The sequence below is a fragment of the Micromonospora sp. NBC_00362 genome, assembly GCF_026342155.1.
Classification (GTDB): domain Bacteria; phylum Actinomycetota; class Actinomycetes; order Mycobacteriales; family Micromonosporaceae; genus Micromonospora; species Micromonospora hortensis.
The window spans coordinates 55,965-79,920 of sequence record NZ_JAPENH010000002.1 but is presented as its reverse complement, the minus strand read 5'-3'; the positions used below and the strand labels follow the sequence as shown (position 1 = coordinate 79,920).

Here is a 23,956-nt window from a genome sequence, read left to right as displayed (position 1 = left end):
AGACTGCGCACCGCTGTTAGCGGCATGCTCGGATGGCCACGACAACCACAGTTGATTCCGATCGGGGACTTCGACAGGAGGACAGCCCGTGTCCGGGCACCGTCGCGTGATCTCTGGCCTTGTCGTGGGCGACGACAACCACACCGCTCCACCCGGTCAGCCCTTGCCCGGGCTGCTCACCGCACGCCGCAGCCGCTCACGCCCGGTCTGCGGTGGCCCACGCCCTGATCGCGGCGGCTCACGCCCGGTCCGCGGCGGCCTCCGCGCGAGCGGGGTGCTCGGATGAGCCCTTGCCGAGCCACTGGTGGACGTAGTGCTCGCGCGCCATCCGGTGCACAGCGGTCAGGGCGACCTCCAGCAGCACCGCTCGAACCACCGCTGCCGCCCGATCGACGTCGGCGTGGTCGGCGGGCAGCAGGGCCATCTCCTGTGCCACGAGCTGCTCGGTCATCGCCGCGTACGGCGCGAAGAACTGGATGCTGCAGTCGCAGCCGAGCCGGCGCAGGGCGGCGACGACCTGCGCGAGCTGGGCGCGGCCGGCCGCGTCGGGGTGCACCGCCCAGCCCAGCTCGTCGATGAACTGGTCGACGTCGGCGGTGGCGTCGGACAGATTGGCGGCTCCGCCGCTGAGTGAGTGCGTCACCTCGTAGAGCCCGGCCAGGGGAAGCTGGCGGTCCTCGATGCTCGCGAGTAGTTGCCGGACGGTCGACAGGTCGAGCTTCCCGACGTGGGTGAGCGCACGGATGAGTTGCAGGCGGCGCAGGTGACGGTCGTCGTAGTCGGCCTGGTTGCGACCGGTGGGTCTACCAGGGGGAAGGAGCCGTTCCCGGAGGTAGTACTTGATTGTGGCGACGGGTAGGCCCGTCTCTTTGCTCAGATAGGAAATGCGCATCGGTTCCCCCAGGTAGACCCGTCATGTCGACCACTCTTCGATGAGCCGGTGTCGTTGAATCACGACCGCGTGCCCGTGCACACCGGAAGCGGGGGGCACGGGCACGGGTGGGTGATTCCGGTCAGGCGGCCGGACGGTCGACCGACCGGGCCGGAAAGCGTGCGGAGAGGACGGTGGCGGCCCGAGCCTTCTCCTGGGCGGCTACGACGCTGAGCGCCACCTTGCGGGCGTCGAGGAGAGCGAGCAGGACCGGAGGGTCCAGGGCCGTCACGGGCTGAAGGTTGACATCCACCGTGAGCACGGTGTCGTGGGCGATGGCAAGTGGCCCGTGGGTGGCGACGAAGATGGGACGGCTGTGCGGGTCGGTGGCGATCTCCGTGGGATCGCCGGTGACCGACTGGGACAGGAGGTACCAGGTGCCCGGCGGCACGCCGGTGAAGTGGAACAACCCGGGACCGGACAGGATGGTGCATCGGATCGGCCGGCCCTCGGGTATGCGGTCCGGGAAGAGACCGACGAACACGAGACCCGGGCTGGCCTGGCTGGACGCGTGGACCTGACCGTGGATGCTGGCTGTCGATGGTGTGCCCGCGGCCGGCGTGGGCGCCACCGGAATGTGCGGGGCGTATCCGGCCAGCTTGCGGTACGCCGTCGGTGACATTCCAACGCTCTTGCTGAAACGCGAGCTGAACGTTCCGACACTGTTGTAGCCGACTCGCACACTGATGTGCGCGACGTTGAGCGACGTCGAGACCAGTAGATCCTTCGCGCGTTGCAACCGGAGTGCCGACAGGAAACGGCCTGGCGACACTCCGGTTGCGCGTTGGAATATCCTGGTGAAGTGGAATTTGCTGAACATCGCCGCTCGGGCCATGTCGCTTACGGTGATTTGCTCGCTGAGGTTCTCGCGCATTGTCTCAATTGCGCGCTTCGCTGCTTCCTCAACCGCGTCCCCCACGATTCCTCCCCAGCAATTCGTGAGAACAGCTTGCCGGTCTCACCAAAGGCGTAAATCAATTTCTGAGATACGCCTCTCGGTCACCGCCGGTGTCCGGTTGGTGATCCACCGAGATCCATGTCGACGTTAGTCGATCCCGCCCTCGGCCGCAACACTGCAGATTTGCTTGGATACGGAGCGCAATCGTGGAGTAGGGGCGGCTCCGTGGTAGATAGTGATAGTCTCCAATACACGCCCAGGAGTCGAGACAGCTCAAAGGGTGCGTAAAGTTCAATCTTCCGCATTGTCAATGTTCGCCCTGAGCATCAACCCGCGGGAGCGGCGACGGCGGGCGCCGTGGCTGGGGCGGGCAACGTGCCGTTGTAGCTGACCGGAACCCCTCGCGCCCGAGCCGCGGCGACGATTCCCGGCATCGCCCGCTCGGCCAGCGCCGCGATCGTCAGGGCCGGGTTGACGGTGAGGGCGCCGGGCACCGCCGAGCCGTCGGTGACGAAGATGCCCGGGTGGTCACGCAATTCGTGTCGGTCGTCGAGGGCCGAGGTCGCAGGGTCGTCGCCGATTCGGCAGGAGGCGAGCGGATGCACGGTGTACGCGCCGACCAGGTCGTTGGTCCAGGGAGCGACCCGGGCCAGCCCGTCCCGCTCGAGAATGTCCTTTACCTCGGCGTCGGACAGCGACCATCCGCGCCACGTGTTCTTCGTCGGCTCGTAGCGCAGCGAGCCCACCCCGAGCATCTGCTGCGACAGCCGATGCGCGTTGCCGGTCTCCGGCGGCGGCCCGAAGACCCCCTCGTTGTCGTCCTCCGACATCGTGAAGATCGTCAACCACGACTGCCACTGGCGCAGCATCTCCTTCTTCTCCAGGCCGAACCAGCTCGGCCCGGTCGCGCCCGGAACCTGCGCCAGAATCGTGCCGAGCCCGGGCGGGAAGTAGAGCTGCTCCAGGGAGAAACGTTCGTATTCGGGTAGTGAGCCGTCGAGCTTGTCCCAGGAAGCGACAGTGGGGCCGCGTCCGATCTGATAAGCGGAGTACGCGCGTCCGTCGGATCGGCTCAGGCCGAGCACGTCGCGTACCTTTTCTTCGTCGAAAATTGCGGTATTCAGCCTTTCGCCGTTACCCGAGAAATACCGACCGACTGCGTGTGGCATTTTCCCGAGGTGTGGCTCCGAACGTTGAAGAATCACTGGAGTGGCGCCGGATCCGGCGGCGACGACGACAATCTTCGCGTCGATCTCGCCGGATTCGTGGAGAATCCTGTAGTCCTCTCCGTCAACAATCCGGTAATGCACGCGGTAGCCGCCGTCGGAATTCCGGGACAGATGCTGCACCTCGTGCAGCGGGCGGATTTCGGCACCGTGGTCGAGAGCCGCCGGCAAGTAATTGAGCAACAGTGAGCGTTTGGCGTCGAACCGGCAGCCGGCCATCATCCAGTTGCAGTTCGTGCAGAGGTCCACGTCGATCGCCGCCGGCGCCGGGTTGGCGGTCCGTCCGGCGTGCCGGCACGCCGCCCCCCAGAGCCCGCCGGCATAGGGGATGCGGTCCCAGGTCTGCTGGGTGATCGGCAACGCCTCCGCCACCCGGTCGTACCACGGGTCGAGCGTGTCGCGGTTGATCGCCACCGGCCACATCCGGCGGCCGATGCTGCCCTGCCGGTCGAAGACGAACCGAGGCGCGCGTGGCATCGTCGCGAAGTAGACGACACTGCCGCCACCCACGCAGTTGCCGCCCAGGATGCTCATCCCGTCGCCCACGACGAAGTCGAAGATCCGGGTGTACGACTTACCGAGTTCGAAGTCGTGGTCGAACTCGTCCGCGCGCAGCCAGGGCCCGCGCTCCAACACCACCACCCGGGCGCCACCGGCGGCGAGGTGATAGGCGGCGATCGCGCCGCCGAACCCGCTGCCGATGACGAGGATGTCGGTCGATTCCGTAGCGGTCATGCGGGGCTCCCCGTCGCAGTCGTTTGTGGATGGTGGTCGGCGAGCTGCCGTCCGTAGCTGAACTCTGGAAACCGGTAGACCCCGTCGGCGTTCGGTTGGGAATAGCCGATGGTGAGAAGCCCCGGATGGCCGCTCGCGAAGGCCGTCGGCGTGCTCATGTGGGCCGCGCTGTCAAAGGCCATGTTGCAGAAGAGGGCAAGGCTCACCCACATCTGCTTCTCGGGATGGCCGGGGTCGGTAAGGATGCGCACCAGAGCGGTGCGGTGGTCGAAGGGCAGCGCCACGAACGACGGCACCGACGCATCGAGGCTGAGCCCGGTTTCGTGCGCGTAATCGTCGGCGTGCTCGTTCAGGGTCACCGCGAGGGAATCGAGCGCTTCGGCCAGACCTCCGGCGGGCAGCTCCAGTAGTGCGAGCGCGCCGGCCGCGACCGCGCCGGCGCCGGTTGCGGCGCCCGCGATCGCGCGATCGTCCGGCCAGCGTTTCTCTCCTGGAATGATCGTGTCGGCAAAAGCCTCGATCGTGATGGTCTTGTCTGGAACTTCCACGAAATGCCTCCAGGCCGCAGATTCATCGCTGCGGACATTGTGTTCCCGTCGCGATCCGTGCCGTTCTTCCGTCGTGCCGTCGGTCGACCGCGCACGCCTGAAGACGAACCGCCGGGGCACCCGCGCGCACGATGGAACAAAACTTGGGAGGTACGAGCGACATGCCGATGCTGGGTGCGATCCGCCGGATGGCGCTGACACCGTCGCTGACCGACGTCACGTTCGAAGGCCGGGGCTTCCCGGTCAGGCCGAGCCCGACAACCGAGCGTCTGGAAGCGATCCCACAGGCGGTGATCTGTGGCTTCGAGTGGGGTATCGAGGCGCGTGACCAGTGGGAACTGGAACGACGCCTGGAACTGGTCGACCAGGAGCAGCGCGGCTTCGCCTACGAGGGCGCCACCATGGCACTGACGGTCCGCGACGCCATGCCGGGCGGGCGCCGCCACCAGGCCCGGGACCTGCTGAGCGGCCCCGGCCTGCCGCACACCTTCCTGACCTACATCGGGATCGGCTTCGCGATGGCCCGGCTGCCCCGTCCACTGTGGAAAAACGTGCTACCGGACCTGACCGGCACCCCCTACTACCCGACCATGAGCTGGTTGGCTGTCGACGGCTACGGCTTCGACCGCGCCTACTTCGAGACCGACCGGTGGGTGGGGCAGCAGCGCAGGCTGGCGCCGTACCCGTGGCTCGGCCGCGCCGACTACTTCCCGCGCGCCGTCGACCAGGGAATCGGTCGTGCTCTGTGGTTCATCCACGGCGGCGAACCCGCCGACGTCACGGCGGCCGTCGAACGGTTCGCCCCGGAGCGGCAGGCCGACCTGTGGAGCGGGGTCGGTCTGGCCGCGACGTTCGCCGGCGGCACCACACCCGAAGGGCTGCGGCACCTCCGCACCGCCGCCGGTGCGCACCGCGACCACCTCGGGCAGGGCTCGGTCTTCGCCGCGAAGGCGCGTACCTTCGCCGGCTACCTACCCGAACACAGCGAGGCGGGTGTCACCATCCTCGCCGGCCTGCCCGCCGAGAAGGCCGCGGCGCTGGCCGACGACGTCGCGGCCGTGGGTTTCGCCGACACCGAGGAACCCGACTACGAGGTGTGGCGCCACCGGATCCGGGCCCGCCTCGCCAACATTCACGATGAGGACAGGAGGGTTCGATGAGCGTTTGGCGCAGCCTGCGACGCAGGGTGCTGACCCCCGACGTCGCGGCCACCAGGATGGACGTCCGCGGCTTCCACGTGAAGTCCGCCGCCGGGCGGGAGCGGTTGGAGACCGTCGGCAGCACATTCCTCGCCGGGTACGCGGCCGCGGCCGAGGCGAAGCGGCCCACGGATGCCGAACCGTCGCTGGAACAAGTGCCGACCGGCTATCGCGGCTTCGCCTACGAGGGCGCCGCCATGGCCCTGGCGATGCGCGACGGGTTGCCCGGCGGAGGGACCCGGCACGTTGCCGACTTCCTCGACGGGCGGGCCCGACACCACGTCTACATGGTCTACGTCGGGGTGGGCTGGGCCATGGCCAGGCTTCCCCGTTTCCGCTGGTCCACCCTGTACGCCCCGGACCCGCTGCTGCGCTGGCTGGTCCTCGACGGCTACGGATTCCACCAGGCCTACTTCGTCACCAAACGCTACGTGCACCAGCAGTTCCGCGACGAACGCTTCCCGTGGCCGGGCCACGCGTACGCCAACAACGCCATCGACCAGGGCATCGGCCGGGCGTCGTGGTTCGTCGGCGGCACCGACCCCGAGACGGTGGCCGGCCTGCTCAACCGCTTCCCCGTGGCGCGGCGACCCGACCTGTGGGCGGGCACCGGCCTCGCCGCGGGGTACGCGGGCGGCGCGTCGGACACCGAACTGCGCCGTTTGCGGGACCTGGCCGGCCCGTACCGCCCTCAGCTCATGCAGGGCGTCGCCTTCGCGGCGGCGTCCCGGGTCAAGGCCGACCTCGTCCAGCCTCACACCGAGCTGGCGACCGAGCTGCTCTGCGGCATGTCGCCGGCCAGCGCCTCGAAGGTCACCGACGAGGCGCTTGTCGACCTGCCCGCCGACGGGGAGACCCCGGCGTTCGCGGTCTGGCGCGAGCGCATCGCGGCGGCCATGGCTGCCAACTTCGGCAGCTGACCTGCAACAAGGGGCCCCGCCGTCCGGCGGGGCCCCTTGTTGCTTGTGATGTCAGCCGCCGATCACCCATCGCGGGGCGGCGATCAGCCGGTGGCCTCGTGGGCTGGTCGTCGGCGCCGCCGGAAGGATCACGGACGCGGGTCGGGCGCGTCGGACGCGGCCTGGTACGGCCGGCGGAGGTACAGCAGTGCCAGCACGACCACCACGGCCAGGCCGTCGACGAAGAGCAGGAAGGCGCTCATCGGGTCGATCGAGTGTTGGTGCGCGGCGAGCGCGTCGGCGGTGGCCTGCCGGACGACCTCGGACGGCGCCGGAGGTGCCACCCCGGTGCCCACGCTGAACCGCAGGCTTCCGGTGGCCTCGCCCCCGTTGGCGAGTGCCATGTGGAAGGCGACCGTCAGGTTGCCGGGACGAACGACGGTGATCGGCACGGTCACCGTGCGCTCCGGGCCCTGTCGCGCGTCGCCCGACTGGATCGGGTTGCCCGCGTCGTCGAGCACGGCGACGTGGGAGAGCGTCAGGTCCGGCGCGTCGGAGAACGTGAGCGCGACGGCCGCGGGCGCCGCCGAGACGGCGGCACCCGCGGCAGGGTCGCTGGTGATCAGACCGCCGTCGGCGGAGGCCGACGACGCGACGCTCGACAGCAGGAGGACGATGAGCAGCAGCGCCCCACCTCGGCGGACCACGTCAGGCCAGCGACGCTACGGGACGCGGCGCGCAGCTGCACCGCATCGCCTCGACTTCGACCCGGCTCGGCCGCAGGTGGTAGTAGACCGCGACCAGCATCGGGATGAAGACGACCGAGTTGTAGAACAGGTGCAACTCGACGCGGGGCATGACGAGCTGCAGGACGCTGGTCGGCACCGCGGCGCCGAAGAGGTTGAAGCCGGCCTGCACCTGGATGAGGAGCAGCAGGTGCTCGATGTGGTGCCAGAACTGGATGGCGAGAGCGATCGTCCACCAGGTGCGAGCCCGACCGACGAAGCCCGGCCGGAGCAGGAAGAGGCCGACGAGCATCACGATGGCGTAGCCGTAGTGCAGGTACTCCGAGGTGACCAGCCACGGCCAGAACTGTCCGAGCACGCCACGCGACGCGGGTCGGGGCATGTCGAGCACGAAGATCTGGTACGCCTGCACGAGGTGTTCGGCCCAGTGCGCGATCACGATCACCATGAAGGTGTTCAGGGCGGCTCGGTGGTGCCGGCCGTTGAGGGACGCGAGGAAGCCCGACCTCGGTGGGGCCGCAACAGCGGACATGGACACTCCATTCGTTGGTGAGCGTGGCCCGGCGCTTACGGTAGTCAATGGGTGACGGAAGGATTTCTTTCGACGTGCTCTTGTGCCGCGACCCGGCCCAGGGCGAGCCGGCCGATTTTCTGCGGCCACCACCTGGTGCGCGGGCGGATCCACCCGATACCGCAAGTTCGGAGACGGCCCCGGCCGGTCGGCATCGACATCCTTGGGCTTGCGGTCGAAGGGAGAGCGTCGTGGGCATGATCATGATTCGAGGCACCCGCCGGGCCGCGGGGACGGTACGGCACGTCACGCCGGTGCCGATCGCCGTGGCCAAAGGGCTGGTGGCCACTGTGTACGAGCAGGTCGAACGCGACTTCGGAATGCTCGCCCCGCCGGTTGCCCTGCACTCACCGGCCCCCGAGCCACTCGCCGCGTGCTGGATGATCCTGCGGGAGACGCTCGTCGCGAGGGGTGCCGTCGACCGAGGAACGAAGGAAGCGGTGGCGACCGCCGTGTCCATCGGCAACGCCTGTCCCTACTGCGTCGACGTGCACAGCTCGACCATGCACGGCCTGGCTCGCGGGCGGGAGTCGGCGCAGATCGCCTCGGGCAACCTGCACCAACTCGTCGATCCGGGCCTGCGGGCGGTCGCGGGCTGGGCACGCGACAGCGGGCACGTCGCCGCGGCGGTCCCGGTGCGGGCCCCGGCGGTCCCCGAGGTGCTGGGCGTGGCGGTGGTGTTCCACTACATCAACCGCATGGTCAACCTGTTCCTCCCCGAGTCGCCGTTCCCGCCGCGGCTGCCCGGCGCCGCACGGACGACGGTCCGGAAGGTGTTCGGGAGGTTGATGGATCTGCGCGGCAGCGGGCCCGAGCCGGGGGCGGCGCTGGCGCTGCTACCCGCCGCGCCGGCGACAGCGGTGCCGGAGTGGGCCGTCGGCAGCCCGAGCATCGGCGACGCGTTCGCGCGGGCCGGCGCCGCCGCCGACCGCGCGGGCCTGCGTTCGGTGCCCGGCCCGGTGCGGTCGCTGGTCACCGATCGGCTGGACGCGTGGGACGGGCGGCCTCCCGGGGCCAACCGTGGCTGGTTGAGCGAGGGGATCTCTGCGCTCGCGCCGGCCGACCAAGCCGCCGGCCGGTTGGCCCTGCTGGCGGCGTTCGGCTCCTACCAGTCGATCGACGCCGACTTCGACGCGCTGCGGGCGACGGGAGCTGGCGACCGGGAGCTGATCGAGGTCACCTCCTGGGCGGCGATGAAGGCGGCGCTGCGGGTCGGCACGCTCGGAGTGGGGCCGGCGGCGTAACCGGCGTGATGCTAGTGCGACGTCCACACCCTCAACGGAGGTAACCATGGTCGCCGCCCGCGTCGTCTCGTCGGTCGTTCAGCGCCAGGTCAAGTACGTGACGCCTGTCGCACCCACCGCGGCCGACGGTCTGGTGGCCGAGGTCTACCGGCAGGCCACCGACGAGATGCGCCTGGTCGTACCGCCACTGCTGCTGCACTCGCCGGCCCCGCGGACACTCGCCGCCTACTGGATGCTGATGCGCGAGCCGTTGATGACCGGTGGGGCCGTCGACCGGCTGGCCAAGGAGGCGGTGGCGTCGGCGGTGTCGGTGGCCAACATCTGCCCCTACTGCGTCGACATGCACAGCACCGGGATGTACGACCTGTCGACCGAGCACGACGCCGAGGCGATCGTCGCCGACCGGGTCGAGGACATAGTGGATCCGCGGGTGCGTACGCTCGCCGGCTGGGCGCGGGTCGCCCACCAACCGGCGGCTTTCCCGGCGTTCGACCTGACGCTCACTCCGGCGGAGCGCGCCGAGTTGGTGGGCGTCGTGGTGGCGTTCCACTACCTGGGCCGCATGGTCAACGTCTTCCTGTCGAGTTTCCTGCTGCCGCCGCAGCTCGGCTCCCGGGCCAAACGGAGGATGAAGCGCGGCGTCAGCCGGTTGCTGCACCCCATTCTGCGCGAGGAGCACCCGGCCGGTCGCTCACTGCCCCTGCTACCCGCGGCCGACCTGCCGCCGGAGGCGGGCTGGGCGGTGGGTAGCGAGGCGGTGGCGGGTGCGGTAGCTCGCGCCAACGCGGCCTTCACCGCTGCCGGGGAGCGGTCGGTCCCGCCGCGGGTGCGCGCGCTCGTCGCCGCGCACCTCGACACCTGGCAGGGCGTCGACACCGGACTGAGTCGCGAGTGGTGCGAGCGGGCGATCGTCGACCTGCCGGAGCCCGACCGGTCCGCGGGTCGGCTCGCCCTGCTGGCGGCCTTCGCGTCGTACCAGGTCGACGAGGAGACCATCGCGGAGTTCCGGGCCTGGCACGAGGGCGACGCCGTGTTGGTCGAGACGGTCGCCTGGGCCAGCTTCGCCACCGCGCTGGCGGTCGGCCGACGACACCTTCGGTAGTCGGCCAAGAGATCACAATTATCGCCCGGGCCGGTGCCCAAGAAATACTGGCGTATGCCCGGGTATTGGGCGCACCGCACGAAGGAAGAAGCGCCCAGCACAGACGAAGAAGACATCGTTAATGGCCCCTGCGACGCTCTATCCAGCGCGTTCACCGAAATCGGTGAGTCGGGATGTGTGGTGATAGGCCGTCGCCAAACTCCCTGTTCGAGGGGTCGGAACTGGAAACTCGCGCTCGCGGCTATCGGTGCTGATGCCCGTTCCGTGGAGCCGTCCAGGCATCGGTGAAATGCCATTACCAAACCGATGGTAATGGGATTCCCGGCCCCGCACCCGTCCGTCACAATCGGAGGTCAAGTAGATGTCGCAGAAGGGTTCATGGCTGCATCGGCGGCTACCCGCAATCGTGGCGCTGGCCCTGGTCGCCCTGCTCTTCCAACTGGGGCGGTTGCCCTCCGCCTCGGCATCCGAGCTGGCGCGGACCGCGAGCGGGTTCGCGTTCCAGCCGGCCTCGATCGCGATGCCGGGGGGCTACCCGCAGCAGACCGTCCGCAAGGTCAACCAGAAGTACCAGGACATCAATGCGTGGATCTCGTCGGTCGGCTCGGGCGTCGCGATGAACGATCTCGACGGGGACGGGCTGCCCAACGACCTGTGCATCACCGATCCCCGCATCGACCAGGTGGTGGTCACCCCCGTGCCCCGCCCCGGCACCCCCCGCTACGCGCCGTTCGCGCTCGATCCGGCACCGCTGCCGATGAGCGACACGATGGCGCCGATGGGGTGCGTCCCCGGCGACTTCAACGAGGACGGCCGCACCGACGTGCTGGTCTACCTCTGGGGACGTACGCCGATCCTCTACCTCGCCAAGGCCGGCGCGGTCGGCCTGACGATGAACACCTTCCGACCGGTCGAGGTGTTGCCCCAGTCGCCCGGTGACCGCTACGACGGCCCGCAGTGGAACACCAACACCGTCGCGGTCGACGACTTCGACGGCGACGGCCACGTCGACATCTTTGTCGGCAACTACTTCCCGCACGGCCCGGTCCTCGACGACACCAAGAAGGACGGTGTCGCGATGAACCACTCGATGTCGCAGGCGTTCAACGGCGGCGAGGACTACTTCTTCCGGTGCACCGGCGCCACCGCCGGCGCCGAGCCGACGGCGACCTTCGAACTGGTCAGCGACGTTCTCCCGCGGGCCGCGTCGAAGGGCTGGGCCCTCGCTGCGGCCGCCAACGACGTCGACGGGGACCTTCGGCCGGAGCTCTACGTGGCCCACGACTTCGGCCCCGACCGGATGCTCTACAACAGGTCGACCCCCGGCAACATCGATTTCGCTCCGGTCAAGGCCGTCCGTGACCCGCTCGTCCCCAAGTCGAAGCGGGTGGGCGCCGACTCGTTCAAGGGCATGGGCGTCGACTTCGGCGACCTGGACGGCGACGGCCTCTACGACATGTACGTCAGCAACATCGCCACCACCTTCGGCCTGGAGGAGAGCCATTTCGCCTTCGTCAATTCCGCAAAGGACCAGAAGGACCTTCGCACCCACCTCGACGACGGCACCGCCCCGTTCAAGGACGAGAGCGCGCCGCTCGGGCTCGCCTGGTCCGGGTGGGGCTGGGACGTGAAGATGGCGGACTTCAACAACAGCGGCGACCTGGTCGTGGCGCAGACGACCGGCTTCGTCAAGGGCGAGGTCAACAGGTGGCCACAGCTGCAGGAACTCGCGATGTCCAATGACAACCTGCTCACCAACACGACCTGGTGGCCGCACGTGCGCCCCGGCGACGACATCGGCGGCAGCCAGCGGTTGCACTTCTTCGTCAAGTCCGACAGTGGCCGTTACGTGGACATCGCGCCGCGGTTGGGTCTCGACGCGCCGGTGCCGACCCGCGGCATCGCGACCGGCGACGCCGACGGCGACGGACGGCTCGACTTCGCGGTCGCCAGGCAGTGGGACGAGCCGGTCTTCTACCACAACCAGAGCCCGAACCCCGGTGCCTTCCTCGGCCTCCGCCTGACCCATCCCGCCCCGGCCGGCGCGACGGCCGCGACCGGGACCGCTGGTTCGCCAGTCGTCGGCGCCCAGGTCAAGGTCACGACCGCGGACGGTCGGGTGCTGCTCGGCCGTGTCGACGGCGGCAGCGGCCACTCCGGCAAGCGCAGCAGCGAAGTCCACATCGGACTTGGCAAGGACGTGACCGGTCCGGTGCGGGTCGAGCTGAACTGGCGTGATCGCACCGGCCAGTCGCATCAACAGGAGCTTTCGATGACCCCGGGCTGGCACTCGCTCGAGCTCGGCGCCCAGGCCCAGGAGAGGTGAGCGACATGGCAATCAGTACCGTAACCCCGCCACGTCACGACCCGAAAGTCAACATCGCACTTCGCAACTTCGCTATCTCGATCACCGTCTTCAACATCCTCGGCTTCACGGTCCTCGGCTTCGAACAGCCCTGGACCTGGCCCCTCATCGCGATCTTCGCCGGCTACACGATCGAGATCGCCCTGGAGGCCATCGGTGCCCGCGTCGAGGGCCGAGCCCCGCGATTCAGCGGCCGAGGGCTACGCGGGCTGATCGAGTTCCTCTACCCGGCGCACATTACGAGCCTCGCGCTCAACATGCTGATCTACGTCAACGACCAGCTCTGGACGATGCTCTTCGGTGTCGCGGTCGCCATCGGCGCCAAGTGGGTCCTGCAGGCCCCCATCCGGGGCCGGATGCGCCATTACATGAACCCGTCGAACTTCGGCATCGCGGTGATCCTGATGGTCTTCCCCTGGGCCAGCGTCGCACCGCCCTACCACTTCACCGAGTACATCTCGGGCTTCTGGGACTGGCTGATCCCGGCGATCATCATCGTCGGCGGCACGATGATCAACGGCAAGCTGACCGGTCGGATGTGGCTGATCATGGGCTGGCTGTCCGCGTTCGCTCTGCAGGCGATCGTGCGTGGGGTGCTGCTCGACACGTCGATCCCGGCGGCCCTGGGCATGATGACCGGCGTCGCGTTCGTGCTGTTCACCAACTACATGGTCACCGACCCGGGCACCTCACCGTCGGCGCCGGCCGCGCAGGTGGCGTTCGGTGCCAGCGTGGCCGTGGTCTACGGCCTGCTCACCGGCTTCGGTATCGCGTACGGCATCTTCTTCGCCACCGCCGCCGTCTGCCTCATCCGCGGCGGCTTCCACTGGACCCTGCACCTCATCGAGAAGTCCAAGGCGGACCGGGCGCCCAGCATCGGCACGGCCGCGATGCCGGTGCCAGCGAGCACCGGCAACGGCAACGGCAAGGAACACACCGGCAAGGAGGTCGTCCCCGCATGACTCGTGTAGCGATAGTCGGCATGGCGTGCCGCTATCCGGACGCCACGTCACCCCGGGAACTGTGGGAGAACGCCCTCGCCGGGCGGCGCGCGTTCCGCCGTCTCCCCGACGAGCGGATGCGGCTCGAGGACTACTGGGACCCGGACCCGAACACGCCCGACAAGTTCTACGCCCGCAACGCCGCCGTCATCGAGGGGTACGAGTTCGACCGGATCGCCTACAAGGTCGCCGGGAGCACCTACCGCTCGACGGACCTGACCCACTGGCTCGCCCTCGACATGGCCGCGATGGCCCTGGCCGACGCCGGCTTCCCGATGGCCGAGGGACTGCCCCGGGACCGTACCGGCGTGGTGGTCGGCAACACCCTGACCGGCGAGTTCACCCGCGCGAATCAGCTGCGGCTGCGCTGGCCCTTCGTCCGGCGCATGGTCGCCGCGGCGCTCAAGGACCAGGACTGGGACGACGACCACCTGATGACCTTCCTCGACTCGTTCGAGGCGACCTTCAAGAGTCCCTTCCCCGAGGTCGACGAGGACACTCTGGCCGGCGGGCTCTCCAACACCATCGCGGGCCGGATCTGCAACCACTTCGACCTCAAGGGTGGCGGCTACACCGTCGACGGCGCCTGTTCGTCGTCGCTGCTGTCGGTCGCTACCGCCAGCAAGACCCTCATCGACGGTGACGTCGACGTGGCCGTCGCCGGTGGTGTCGACCTGTCGATCGACCCCTTCGAGATCATCGGGTTCGCGAAGACCGGCGCGCTGGCGACCGGTGAGATGCGCGTCTACGACCGTGGGTCGAACGGCTTCTGGCCGGGCGAGGGCTGCGGAATGGTCGTCCTGATGCGCGAGGACGACGCCCGCGCCGCCGGCCACCGCATCTACGCCACCATCGCCGGGTGGGGGATCTCCTCCGACGGCAAGGGCGGGATGACCCGACCCGAGGTCAGCGGCTACCGACTCGCGCTCGACCGAGCGTACGAGCGCGCCGGCTTCGGGATCGAGACGGTAGGCCTCTTCGAAGGACACGGCACGGGTACGCGGGTCGGTGACGCCACTGAGTTGACAGCGCTGTCCCTCGCCCGTCGTTCCGCCGACCCGACCGCCGCTCCGGCCGCAATCGGTTCGATCAAGGGCATGATCGGGCACACCAAGGCCGCCGCCGGTGTCGCCGGCCTGATCAAGGCGGCGCTGGCCGTGCACCACCAGGTGCTGCCCCCGGCCATCGGCTGCGTCATGCCGCACGAGATCCTGGCCGACGACAACGACCCGGCGCTGCGCGCGCTGCGCAAGGCGGAGCCGTGGCCCGACCTGCCGAACGTCCGGGCCGGGGTCACGGCGATGGGCTTCGGCGGGATCAACACGCACATCGTGCTCGAGGGCGGCCCCTCCCGACGTCGGCGCGGGTTCGACAGCCGGACCAGCCGGCTGGCCTCCTCCGGCCAGGACGTCGAGCTGCTGCTGATCGACGCCGCCTCCCGGGAGAAGCTGCGGGAGCGGCTGGACAGGCTCGTCGAGTTCGTCGACGGCGTCGCGTACGCCCAGCTGGGCGACCTGGCCGCGACGCTGCACGGGGAGTTGCGCGACCTGCCCTACCGGGCGGCCGTCGTGGTCTCGTCACCGGCCGACGCTGTCGCGCGGCTGCAACGACTCTGCGCCGTACTGGACGCCGGCGAGACGAGCCTGGTCAGCGCCGACGAGCGCTGCTTCCTCGGCCACGTCGGCGGTCCGGGCCGGATCGGCTATCTCTTCCCCGGGCAGGGCTCGGGGCGGGGGACGAGTGGCGGTGCCCTGCGCCGCCGGTTCACCGACGTCGACGAGGTCTACACCAAGGCGGCCCTGCCCACCTCGGGCGACATGGTCGCCACGACGGTGGCCCAGCCCCGGATCGTCACCGGCTCGCTGGCGGGCCTGCGCGTGCTGTCGGCGCTCGGCATCGAGGCGACCACCGCTGTGGGGCACAGCCTCGGCGAGATCACCGCCCTGCACTGGGCGGGCGCGTTCGACGAGGACGCCCTGCTTCGTACCGCGATGGTCCGCGGCCAGACGATGGCCGAGCACAGCTCGTCGGGGACGATGGCGAGCATCGCGGCGGCACCCGAGGCGGTCCGGCCCCTGCTGGCCGACCTCCCGGTCGTCATCGGTGGCTTCAACGGCCCACAACAGACGGTGATCGCCGGCACTGCCGAAGGGATCGAGGAGGCCTGCCGCCGCGCCGGCGAAGCGAGCTTCGCCACCACCCGGCTGCGCGTCTCGCACGCCTTCCACTCACCGCTGGTGGCACCGGCCGCCGACGCGTTCGGCGACCGGTTGACCGATGAGCAGTTCGACCCGCTGTCGCGCCGGGTGGTGTCGACGGTGACCGGCGACGTCCTCCCGGCCGACACCGACGTGCCGGCCCTGCTGCGCCGCCAGATCACCGACCCGGTGCTGTTCACTCAGGCGGTGGCCTTCGCGGCGAAGGACCTCGACCTGTTCATCGAGGTCGGCCCCGGTCGGGTGTTGGGAGTGTTGGCGACCGCGGCGACGGACGTGCCGTCGGTGTCCCTCGACACCGATGACGAGTCGGTCGCCGGTCTGCTCAACGCCGTCGGTGCCGCGTACGTCGTCGGCGCGTTCCGGGTCGACGACGGGCTGTTCCAGGGTCGCCTGACCCGGCCGCTGCAACTCGGGGCGAAGTTCAGCTTCTTCGCGAGCCCCTGCGAGGCCGCGCCGCCGCTGACGGTGCAGCCCGTGCGGCGGGCCGTCGAGGCGAAGAAGATCGAGGCCGACACGGACGCCTCCGAGCCGCCGCTGCACCTGCTGCGCCGGTTGGTGGCCGACCGCGCCGAGCTTCCGATCGAGATGGTACGCGGTGAGAGCCACCTCCTCGACGATCTGCACCTCAGCTCGATCACTGTGGGACAGGTGGTCAACCAGGCCGCCCAACTGCTGTCGGTGCCGAGCGCCCAGACGCCGACGAACTTCGCGGTCGCCACTGTCGAGGAGCTGGCCCAGGCGTTGGAGGACCTGGCCGGCTCCGCCGGGGACGGTGGCGCATTGACGGCGGCCACTGTGGCCGGTGCGGCCGCCTGGTCCCGGGCGTTCTCGGTCGACCTCGACGCCCTGCCGCTGCCGCCGCGCGTGGAGGTGGAGGCAAACGGCCCCTGGCGGCGCTGGTCGCGAGACGGCGACTCGCTCGCCGAGTCTCTGCGGCAGGCGTTGGAGCACGGCGGCGTCGGTGGCGGGGTTCTGGTCTGTCTGCCGGCCGACTGCACCGAGGCCGACCTGGCGCTCGCACTGGACGGGGCCAAGGCGGCCATCGCCGACAAGCAGCGCGACCGGTTCGTGGTCGTGCAGCGTGGTCGGGGCGCCGCCGGGCTGGCCAAGTCGCTGCGGTTGGAGATGCCCCGGATCCGGACCACCATCGTTCGCGTACCCGCCAACTTCGACGACCCGGCGTTGCTGGTCGCGGAGGTGGCCGCCACCGGGCGGTTCCACGAGGTGCGCTACGACGCCGACGGCGTGCGGCGGGTGCCCACCCTGCGGGCGATGCCGGTGCGACCGGTCCGGGAGATCATGCCACTCGACGCGTCGGACGTGCTGCTCGTGACCGGCGGTGGCAAGGGCATCACCGCCGAGTGCGCACTCGCCGTCGCGCAGGACACCGGCGCGGCGTTGGCCGTGCTCGGTCGCAGCGACCCGGCGACCGACGCGGAGTTGGCCGCCAACCTCGACCGGATGACGGCCGCCGGGGTGCGCCTGCACTACGCCCGCGCCGACGTCACCGACCCGGCGCAGGTCAGGACCGCGGTCGACGGCGTACGCCAGAAGCTGGGCCCGGTGACGGCGGTTCTGCACGGTGCCGGCCGCAACGAGCCGGCGACGCTGGCCAACCTGGACGCGGCGGCCTTCCGGGCGACGTTCGCCCCGAAGATCGACGGGCTGCGCGCCGTCCTCGACGCCATCGAGCCCGGCGCGCTGCGGATGCTCGTCACCTTCGGCAGCATCATCGGCCGGGCGGGCCTGCGCGGTGAGGCGCACTACGCGACCGCCAACGACTGGCTGGCCGAGATCACCGCGGACTTCGCGGCGGCGTACCCCGAATGCCGGACGCTCTGCCTGGAGTGGTCGGTCTGGTCCGGCGTGGGTATGGGCGAGCGGCTCTCGGTCGTGGAGGGTCTGCAGCGGGACGGGATCGTCCCGATCTCACCCGACGAGGGCGTACGCCTGATGCGTCGCCTGATCGCCGACCCCGACGCCCCGCCGGTGGTGGTGATCAGTGGCCGCACCGAGGGCATCGACACTGTGCGTCGGGAGACGCCGACGCTGCCGCTGCTGCGGTTCGTCGGCACGCCGCTGGTGCACTACCACGGTGTCGAACTGGTGACCGAGGTCGAACTCAACGCCGGTACCGACCTGTATCTGGCCGACCACCTGCTCGACGGCAACCTGCTGTTCCCGGCGGTGTTCGGCATGGAGGCCATGGCGCAGACCGCCACCGCGCTCACCGGGCGCGCGGACGTGCCGGCGATGGAGGACGTCGAGTTCCTCCGGCCGATCGTGGTACCTGTCGACGGCAGCGCCACGATCCGGATCGCGGCCGTGGTGACCGGCGACGGAGACGTCGACGTCGCCATCCGGGCCGGCGACACCGGCTTCGCTGTCGACCACTTCCGCGCGCGGCTGCGCTTCGGCGACCGCGAAGAGCTCGACGGCCCACCGGACGAGACCGGAGCCGGCCTGCCGCTGGTGCCCCTCGACCCGGCCACGGACCTGTACGGGGGCATCCTCTTCCAGGGACAACGGTTCCAGCGGCTGCGCGGCTACCACCGCGCGGCGGCACGGCACGTCGACGTGGACGTGTCGGCGGTCGCGACCGACGACTGGTTCGCCAGCTTCCTCGGCGGCGACCTGCTGCTCGGTGACCCCGGAATGCGGGACGCGCTCATGCACGGTCTGCAGGTCTGCGTACCGCACGCGACGCTCCTGCCGGCCGGCATCGAACGCGTACACGCCGCTGGCCCGGTCCTCGCCGACAAGGGCGAGGCCCGGTTCACGGCGACCGAGCGCAGCCGCGACGGCGACACCTACCTCTACGACATCGCGGTCCGCACGCCGGGCGGCGAGGTGGTGGAACGGTGGGAGGGCCTGCGCCTGCAGGCGGTGCGCAAGGGCGACGGGCGCGGCCCGTGGGCGGCGCCGCTGCTCGGCCCGTACCTCGAACGGTCGCTCGACGACCTGCTCGGCGCCCGGGTCGCGGTGGCGGTCGAGCCTCACGGCTCGGACGACTCGCCCCGACGCGCCATGACCGGCCTCGCGGCCGGACGGGTGTTCGGCCGCCCGGTCGAGGTGCGCTACCGGCCCGACGGCCGGCCGGAGGTCGACGACGACCGGGTCGTCTCGGCGGCACACGGCGCCGGTGTGACCGTCTGCGTCGGTGGTCGGGGGGTGCTGAGCTGCGACATCGAGGCGGTCTCCGAGCGCGACGCGGAGACCTGGTCGGCGTTGCTCGGCCCGCACGACGGCCTGGTCGGCCAGCTCACGAAGGACACCGACGAGGACATCGACACCGCGAGCACCCGGGTCTGGACGGCGATCGAGTGCCTCCGCAAGGTCGGACTGCCGGTGCAGACGCCGCTCACGCTGAGCGCTGTCGGTCCCCACGGCTGGCTCACCCTGGCCTCCGGCACGCTGCGGATCGCCGTGCTCGTGACCCGGCTGCGCGACCACGCCGACCCGGTCGTCGTCGCGGTGCTCACCGACGGGTGGTCGCTTCGATGAGCAAGTACTTCGAGTACCCGCACACGGTCGGCTTCGAGGAGACCAACCTCGTCGGCAACGTCTACTACGTCAACTACCTGCGCTGGCAGGGGCGGTGCCGGGAGATGTTCCTCAAGCAACGGGCACCGGACGTGCTGGCCGACCTGCAGGACGACCTCAAGCTCTTCACTCTCAAGGTCGACTGCGAGTTCTTCGCCGAGATCACGGCGTTCGACGACCTCTCGGTCCGGATGCGGCTCGTGGAACTGGCGCAGACCCAGATCGAGTTCGGCTTCGACTACGTGCGGCTCGACCCGGACGGCGGCGAGACGCTCGTCGCCCGAGGTCGGCAACGGGTCGCGTGCATGCGCGGCCCCAACAACCGGACACTGCCGGCGCGGGTGCCGGAGGCGTTGGCTCGTGCACTCGAACCGTACGCACACGGGGAGGCGAGATGAGCGGCGAACTGCTCACTCCGAGCGAGGTGGCCGGATCAAAGCTGTTGCGGCGGGCATTCGGGACGTTCGCGACAGGCGTCACCGTCGTAACGGTCGGCGGCGCCACACCACACGGCATGACGGCAAACTCGTTCGCGTCGGTCTCGCTGGACCCGCCGCTCGTGCTGGTCTGTGTCAGCCGCGACGCGATCATGCATCAGATCCTCACCGAGGCCGGCACCCTTGGCATCTCGGTTCTCGGGCACCGGCAGGAGAAGGTGGCACGCCACTTCGCCGATCGGTGGCGGCCACTGGGGTTGGCGCAGTTCGGCTCGGTCGAGTGGACGCCGGGCACCGTCACCGGCGCCCCGCTGATCGACGACGCGGTGGCTCACTTCGAGTGCCGGGTCTGGCGGACGTACGACGGTGGTGATCACACGATCTTCCTGAGCAGCGTGGTGTCGCTGCGCTGGGAGAGCAGCGGTGACGTGTTGGTCTTCGTCAACGGGCAGTTCCGTGGCATGACCGAGCCGGCGTCGGTGCCGGAGCCGAGCGAGGCGGCGACATGACACTCACCGCGTCGCGGCGGCGGCCGCCCGGACCACCGTTCTGGGCGGCGCCGAAGCTGTTGTGGAAGCTCGGACGGGACCGGCTCGGGCTGATGTCGTCGGCAGCCGACGCCTTCGGTGACGCGGCCCGCATCGCGATCGGCCCGAAGGTTCTCTTCTTCTTCAACCACCCCAACCACGCCAAGCACGTGCTCGCCGACAACCCGGACAACTACCACAAGGGCGTCGGGCTGGCCCAGGCCAAGCGGGCCCTCGGCGACGGGCTGCTCACCAGCGAGGGCGATCTGTGGCGCAAGCAGCGACGGGTCATCCAGCCGGTGTTCCAGCCCAAACGGATCGCCCGGCAGGCCGACGTGGTGGCCGAGGAGGCCGGTCGGTTCGTGGACCGGTTGCGTGGCCACGTCGGGCGGGGTCCGGTCGACATCGCGGGCGCCGCCACCGGGCTCACCCTCGGTGTGCTCGGCCGTACCCTGCTCGACGCGGATCTCGGCGGGCTCGGCGACGTCGGCGGGTCCTTCGAGGCGATGCAGGACCAGGCGATGTTCGAGATGGTCACGATGAGCGCGGTGCCGATGTGGGTGCCGCTGCCGCACCAGGTGCGGTTCCGCCGGGCCCGTCGTCACCTGCAGACGGTTGTCAACGAGTTGGTCGATGCGCGCGGCGGCCGGCTCGACGGCGACGACGCCCTGAGCCGGCTGATCCAGTCGACTAACGCCGAGCCCGACGCCGCGGTCGGGCAGCGGCGGTTGCGCGATGAACTGGTCACGCTCTGCCTGGCCGGCCACGAGACGACGGCCAGCACCCTGAGCTGGACGTTCCATCTCCTCGACGAGAACCCGGCCGTCTGGGAGCGGCTGCGGGCGGAGGCGCTGTCGGTGCTCGGAGACCGACAGCCGACGTTCGACGACCTGCACCGCCTGCGTTACACGGCGACGGTGATCGAGGAGGCGATGCGTCTGTACCCGCCGGTGTGGATGCTCTCCCGCATACCGCAGAAGGCGGACACCATCGGCGGGTACGACGTGCCAGCCGGGGTCGATGTGCTGATCTGCCCGTACACACTGCACCGTAACCCGGAGTTCTGGCCGGAGCCGGAACGGTTCCGCCCGGAGCGGTTCGACAAGGACGGCACGGCCTCGCGACCCCGGTACGCCTACATCCCGTTCGGCGCCGGCCCGCGGTTCTGCGTCGGCAACAACCTGGGGATGATGGAGGCGGCGTTCGTGGTCGCGATGGTCGCGCGGGAACTGCGGCTGGCCAAGGTGCCGGGATACCGGGTGGTGCCCGAGCCGATGCTGTCGCTGCGGGTTCGCGGCGGGTTGCCGATGACCGTGCACGAGGCATAGCGGGCTCGGATCGGAGCAAACCGCGGCTCCGCGAGGGCGTCCCCTTCACCGTGGTGGCCCTCGCGGAGCCGCAGCCCGATTGGCGTGAGCCCCGTCCGACCCGCGGCCGGGATCAACCTGCACGCCCGCGGCAATACAGCGCCGGCCCACCTGACCGGGGAACGTCAGGGCCCAGCCGGCAAGCTCAAGCGCGCGTGAGGTCAAGCCCGGGCGGGTGTCCGGCGGCGTCATGAGTGGCCATCGTGTCCTGCCGGCCGGGTTCCTCGCTCAGGATCGCGCAGTGCAGCCAGGCGTCCGGGATGGCGAAACCGTCCACGAGCGTTCGCAGGTGCGGGCGTAGCTCCTTGAGCAGTGCGTTGACCACGCCCGTGATGGCCTTGGCCCGCGCCGGCGTCAGCCGGCCGTGCTCCAGGAACCAGCCCTTGTTCGCCTCGATGACGCTGAGCGCGTACAGGTCACAGACCCGGGAGAGCAGCGCCCGGACCGCCGGATCGGCGGTGTCTTCGATGCCGGCGACGAACCCCTCCAGGGTGATCCGGTCGATGTGCGCGGCGGCGACGGTCAGGACGTGGTCCTGGACGTCGTTGAAGATGTCGAAGGGGCGGTCCTTCTTGGTGGCCGCGCCGTTGCGCAGGCGGCGGACCGCGCCGTCGAGGAGGTGCCTCTCGCGGTCCTCGAAAACCTTGAGCTGCCAGCCTCGATCGGTGACGGCGACTTCGTCGTCGCGACCGGGTACGGCGCTGATCAGCCGCTCGATGAGCGACCGCGCGGCGGTGCGTTCGAGCACCATCTCCCGGACCTGCTCGGCGACGAAGGAGGCACGCCCCCAGCCGTCCAGCGAGCCGAACTCGTCCCGGTAGCCAGTGAGCAGTCCCTTGGCCACCAACTGCAACAGCACCGTGTTGTCGCCCTCGAAGGTGGTGAAGACGTCGGTGTCGGCCTTGAGGCCGGGTAGCCGGTTCTCGGCCAGGTAGCCGGCGCCGCCGCACGCCTCGCGGCACATCTGGATGGTGCGGGTCGCATGCCAGGTCTGCGCGGCCTTGAGACCGGCGGCCCGGGACTCCAACTCCCGCTGCTGGTGTTCGTCGACCGGCCCGTCGCCGCCCTGCACCTCACTGAGCGCGGCTACCAACTCGGTCTGGGCGAAGTGCAGCGCGTACGTGGTGGCGAGGGCGGGCAGCAGCTTGCGCTGGTGGGCCAGGTAGTCGTTGAGCAGCACCTCCCGGTCGGCGTCGGGTGTGCCGAACTGGCGGCGGATGTCGCCGTAGCGCACCGCGATCGTCAGCGCCGACTTGGTGGCCGCCGACGCGGCGCCGCCGACGCTCACCCGGCCGCGGACCAGGGTGCCGAGCATCGTGAAGAAGCGTCGGGAGTCGTTCTCGATCGGGCTGGAGTACGTCCCGTCCGGTGCGACCTGACCGTAGCGGTCCAGCAGCATGTCCCTCGGCACCTGTACGTGGTCGAAGGTGAGCCGCCCGTTGTCCACGCCGAGCAGGCCGGCCTTGGGCCCGGCGTCGCCGATGCGCACGCCAGGCAGCGCGTTGCCCTGCGCGTCGCGGATCGGCACCAACCACGCGTGTACGCCGTGCCGCTGGCCGTTCGTGATCAGCTGCGCGAAGACCACCGCCATCCGTCCGTCCCGGGCGGCGTTGCCGATGTAGTCCTTGCGGGCAGCGTCGTGCGGGGTGTGCAGGTCGAAAGTTTGCGTCTGCGGGTCGTACGTGCAGGTGGTGCGCAGTTGCTGGACGTCGGAGCCGTGCCCGGTCTCGGTCATGGCGAAGCAGCCGAAGATCGTGCCCGAGACGATGTCCCGGAGATAGGCGTCATGGTGGCGGCGGGTGCCGAGGGCCGCGACCGCGCCGCCGAACAGGCCCCACTGCACTCCGGCCTTGACCATCAGTGACAGGTCGACCTGCGCCAGCATCTCGCTGGCGATGATCGAGCCGCCGACGTCGGAGCTGCCGCCGTACTCGGTGGGGAAGGCCGAGGCCATACCCAGCTCGGCGGGGAGTTCGCTGAGTAGCCGGGTGATCCGCTCCCGTGCCTGGTCACCGGTCTCGCCGTAGACCGGGAGGAAGCGTGCGTCGAGGTGCTCCCGGTGCGCGTTGCGGACTGCGGCCCACGGTCCGTCGAGCACGTCCCGCAGGCGAGCGAGGTCGATCTGATAGCGCACGGTTCCCCCTCAGCTAGCGGACATATGCGTACAGGTCGTACTCGATCAAGGATAGCGGCGCCAGTGAGCGATGACGGCGACCGCGCCACCCCCTTCGGCGTCGGCGATCCGCTAGCCGCACCCCCGCCCTGCGGGAGGGACGGGCACGGCCAGCCGGCACGGCTCACGTGCGCTGATGTGCGCACTGAGGCCACGCCCGCGCCTGGGGCACTCCGGGAGTGCACGACGTCAACAATCGGCTGGGCCCGTTGGAGCGGTGAACAG

Annotated in this window: 17 protein-coding genes; 10 read left to right on the top strand and 7 right to left on the bottom strand. The window is 70.0% G+C overall.

The window, feature by feature from the left end:
• Nucleotides 1–238: 238 nt before the first annotated feature.
• The 4 genes from OG992_RS32405 to OG992_RS32390 all read right to left on the bottom strand — a co-directional run bounded on the left by OG992_RS32405 (nucleotide 239) and on the right by OG992_RS32390 (nucleotide 4,338).
• Nucleotides 239–892: a MerR family transcriptional regulator gene (locus tag OG992_RS32405; RefSeq protein WP_238684264.1), complete on the bottom strand. Its 654-nt coding sequence runs from the start codon at nucleotides 890–892 to the stop codon at nucleotides 239–241.
• Between the two features lie 121 nt (nucleotides 893–1,013).
• Nucleotides 1,014–1,850 carry a helix-turn-helix domain-containing protein gene (locus tag OG992_RS32400; RefSeq protein ID WP_238684263.1) on the bottom strand — a complete coding sequence of 279 codons (837 nt, stop codon included), beginning with the start codon at nucleotides 1,848–1,850 and terminating at the stop codon, nucleotides 1,014–1,016.
• Between the two features lie 305 nt (nucleotides 1,851–2,155).
• The gene (locus tag OG992_RS32395) at nucleotides 2,156–3,790 is read right to left on the bottom strand and encodes a GMC family oxidoreductase N-terminal domain-containing protein (protein ID WP_266305352.1); all 1,635 of its coding nucleotides are present in this window, start codon (nucleotides 3,788–3,790) and stop codon (nucleotides 2,156–2,158) included.
• Nucleotides 3,787–4,338: a DUF5987 family protein gene (locus OG992_RS32390; RefSeq protein WP_238684261.1), complete on the bottom strand. Its 552-nt coding sequence runs from the start codon at nucleotides 4,336–4,338 to the stop codon at nucleotides 3,787–3,789. The genes OG992_RS32395 and OG992_RS32390 overlap by 4 nt, the downstream gene beginning before the upstream one ends.
• A 161-nt stretch (nucleotides 4,339–4,499) precedes the next feature.
• Here OG992_RS32390 and OG992_RS32385 point away from each other — a divergent pair, with 161 nt between their 5' ends.
• Entirely contained in the window at nucleotides 4,500–5,498 is a 999-nt protein-coding gene (locus OG992_RS32385) for a DUF1702 family protein (protein ID WP_266305351.1), read from the top strand.
• Nucleotides 5,495–6,457, top strand: a complete 963-nt coding sequence (locus tag OG992_RS32380) for a DUF1702 family protein (RefSeq protein WP_266305350.1) — start codon at nucleotides 5,495–5,497, stop codon at nucleotides 6,455–6,457. Before OG992_RS32385 ends, OG992_RS32380 begins: the two co-directional genes overlap by 4 nt.
• A 128-nt stretch (nucleotides 6,458–6,585) precedes the next feature.
• On the opposite strand, the gene OG992_RS32375 is transcribed toward OG992_RS32380, so the two are convergent.
• Together OG992_RS32375 and OG992_RS32370 are read right to left on the bottom strand one after the other, a co-directional pair.
• A complete protein-coding gene (locus OG992_RS32375) occupies nucleotides 6,586–7,143 on the bottom strand; it encodes a copper resistance protein CopC (protein WP_238684258.1) in 558 nt (185 codons plus the stop codon).
• A gap of 1 nt (nucleotide 7,144) precedes the next feature.
• Entirely contained in the window at nucleotides 7,145–7,714 is a 570-nt protein-coding gene (locus tag OG992_RS32370; protein WP_238684257.1) for a hypothetical protein, read from the bottom strand.
• A 236-nt stretch (nucleotides 7,715–7,950) separates the two neighbouring features.
• Here OG992_RS32370 and OG992_RS32365 point away from each other — a divergent pair, with 236 nt between their 5' ends.
• From OG992_RS32365 to OG992_RS32330, 8 genes are all read left to right on the top strand, one after another.
• Nucleotides 7,951–8,997: a carboxymuconolactone decarboxylase family protein gene (locus tag OG992_RS32365; RefSeq protein WP_266305349.1), complete on the top strand. Its 1,047-nt coding sequence runs from the start codon at nucleotides 7,951–7,953 to the stop codon at nucleotides 8,995–8,997.
• 46 nt (nucleotides 8,998–9,043) lie between these two features.
• Nucleotides 9,044–10,099 (top strand): carboxymuconolactone decarboxylase family protein, encoded by a 1,056-nt coding sequence (locus OG992_RS32360; RefSeq protein ID WP_238684255.1) that lies wholly within the window; start codon nucleotides 9,044–9,046, stop codon nucleotides 10,097–10,099.
• Nucleotides 10,100–10,460: 361 nt separating this feature from the next.
• Complete coding sequence (locus OG992_RS32355; protein WP_238684254.1) at nucleotides 10,461–12,425, top strand: CRTAC1 family protein; 1,965 nt, start codon at nucleotides 10,461–10,463, stop codon at nucleotides 12,423–12,425.
• A gap of 5 nt (nucleotides 12,426–12,430) precedes the next feature.
• A complete protein-coding gene (locus tag OG992_RS32350) occupies nucleotides 12,431–13,426 on the top strand; it encodes an enediyne biosynthesis protein (protein ID WP_238684253.1) in 996 nt (331 codons plus the stop codon).
• Complete coding sequence (locus OG992_RS32345) at nucleotides 13,423–19,188, top strand: type I polyketide synthase (protein ID WP_266305348.1); 5,766 nt, start codon at nucleotides 13,423–13,425, stop codon at nucleotides 19,186–19,188. Before OG992_RS32350 ends, OG992_RS32345 begins: the two co-directional genes overlap by 4 nt.
• Complete coding sequence (locus OG992_RS32340) at nucleotides 19,185–19,625, top strand: thioesterase family protein (RefSeq protein WP_238684251.1); 441 nt, start codon at nucleotides 19,185–19,187, stop codon at nucleotides 19,623–19,625. The genes OG992_RS32345 and OG992_RS32340 overlap by 4 nt, the downstream gene beginning before the upstream one ends.
• Nucleotides 19,622–20,173 (top strand): flavin reductase family protein, encoded by a 552-nt coding sequence (locus OG992_RS32335; RefSeq protein ID WP_238684250.1) that lies wholly within the window; start codon nucleotides 19,622–19,624, stop codon nucleotides 20,171–20,173. The genes OG992_RS32340 and OG992_RS32335 overlap by 4 nt, the downstream gene beginning before the upstream one ends.
• On the top strand, nucleotides 20,170–21,519 hold the full coding sequence (locus OG992_RS32330; RefSeq protein ID WP_238684249.1) for a cytochrome P450: 1,350 nt from the start codon (nucleotides 20,170–20,172) through the stop codon (nucleotides 21,517–21,519). Before OG992_RS32335 ends, OG992_RS32330 begins: the two co-directional genes overlap by 4 nt.
• 184 nt (nucleotides 21,520–21,703) lie before the next feature.
• Here the strand turns inward: OG992_RS32330 and OG992_RS32325 are convergent, their stop codons facing one another.
• The gene (locus tag OG992_RS32325; RefSeq protein WP_266305347.1) at nucleotides 21,704–23,692 is read right to left on the bottom strand and encodes an acyl-CoA dehydrogenase; all 1,989 of its coding nucleotides are present in this window, start codon (nucleotides 23,690–23,692) and stop codon (nucleotides 21,704–21,706) included.
• Between the last annotated feature and the right edge of the window lie 264 nt (nucleotides 23,693–23,956).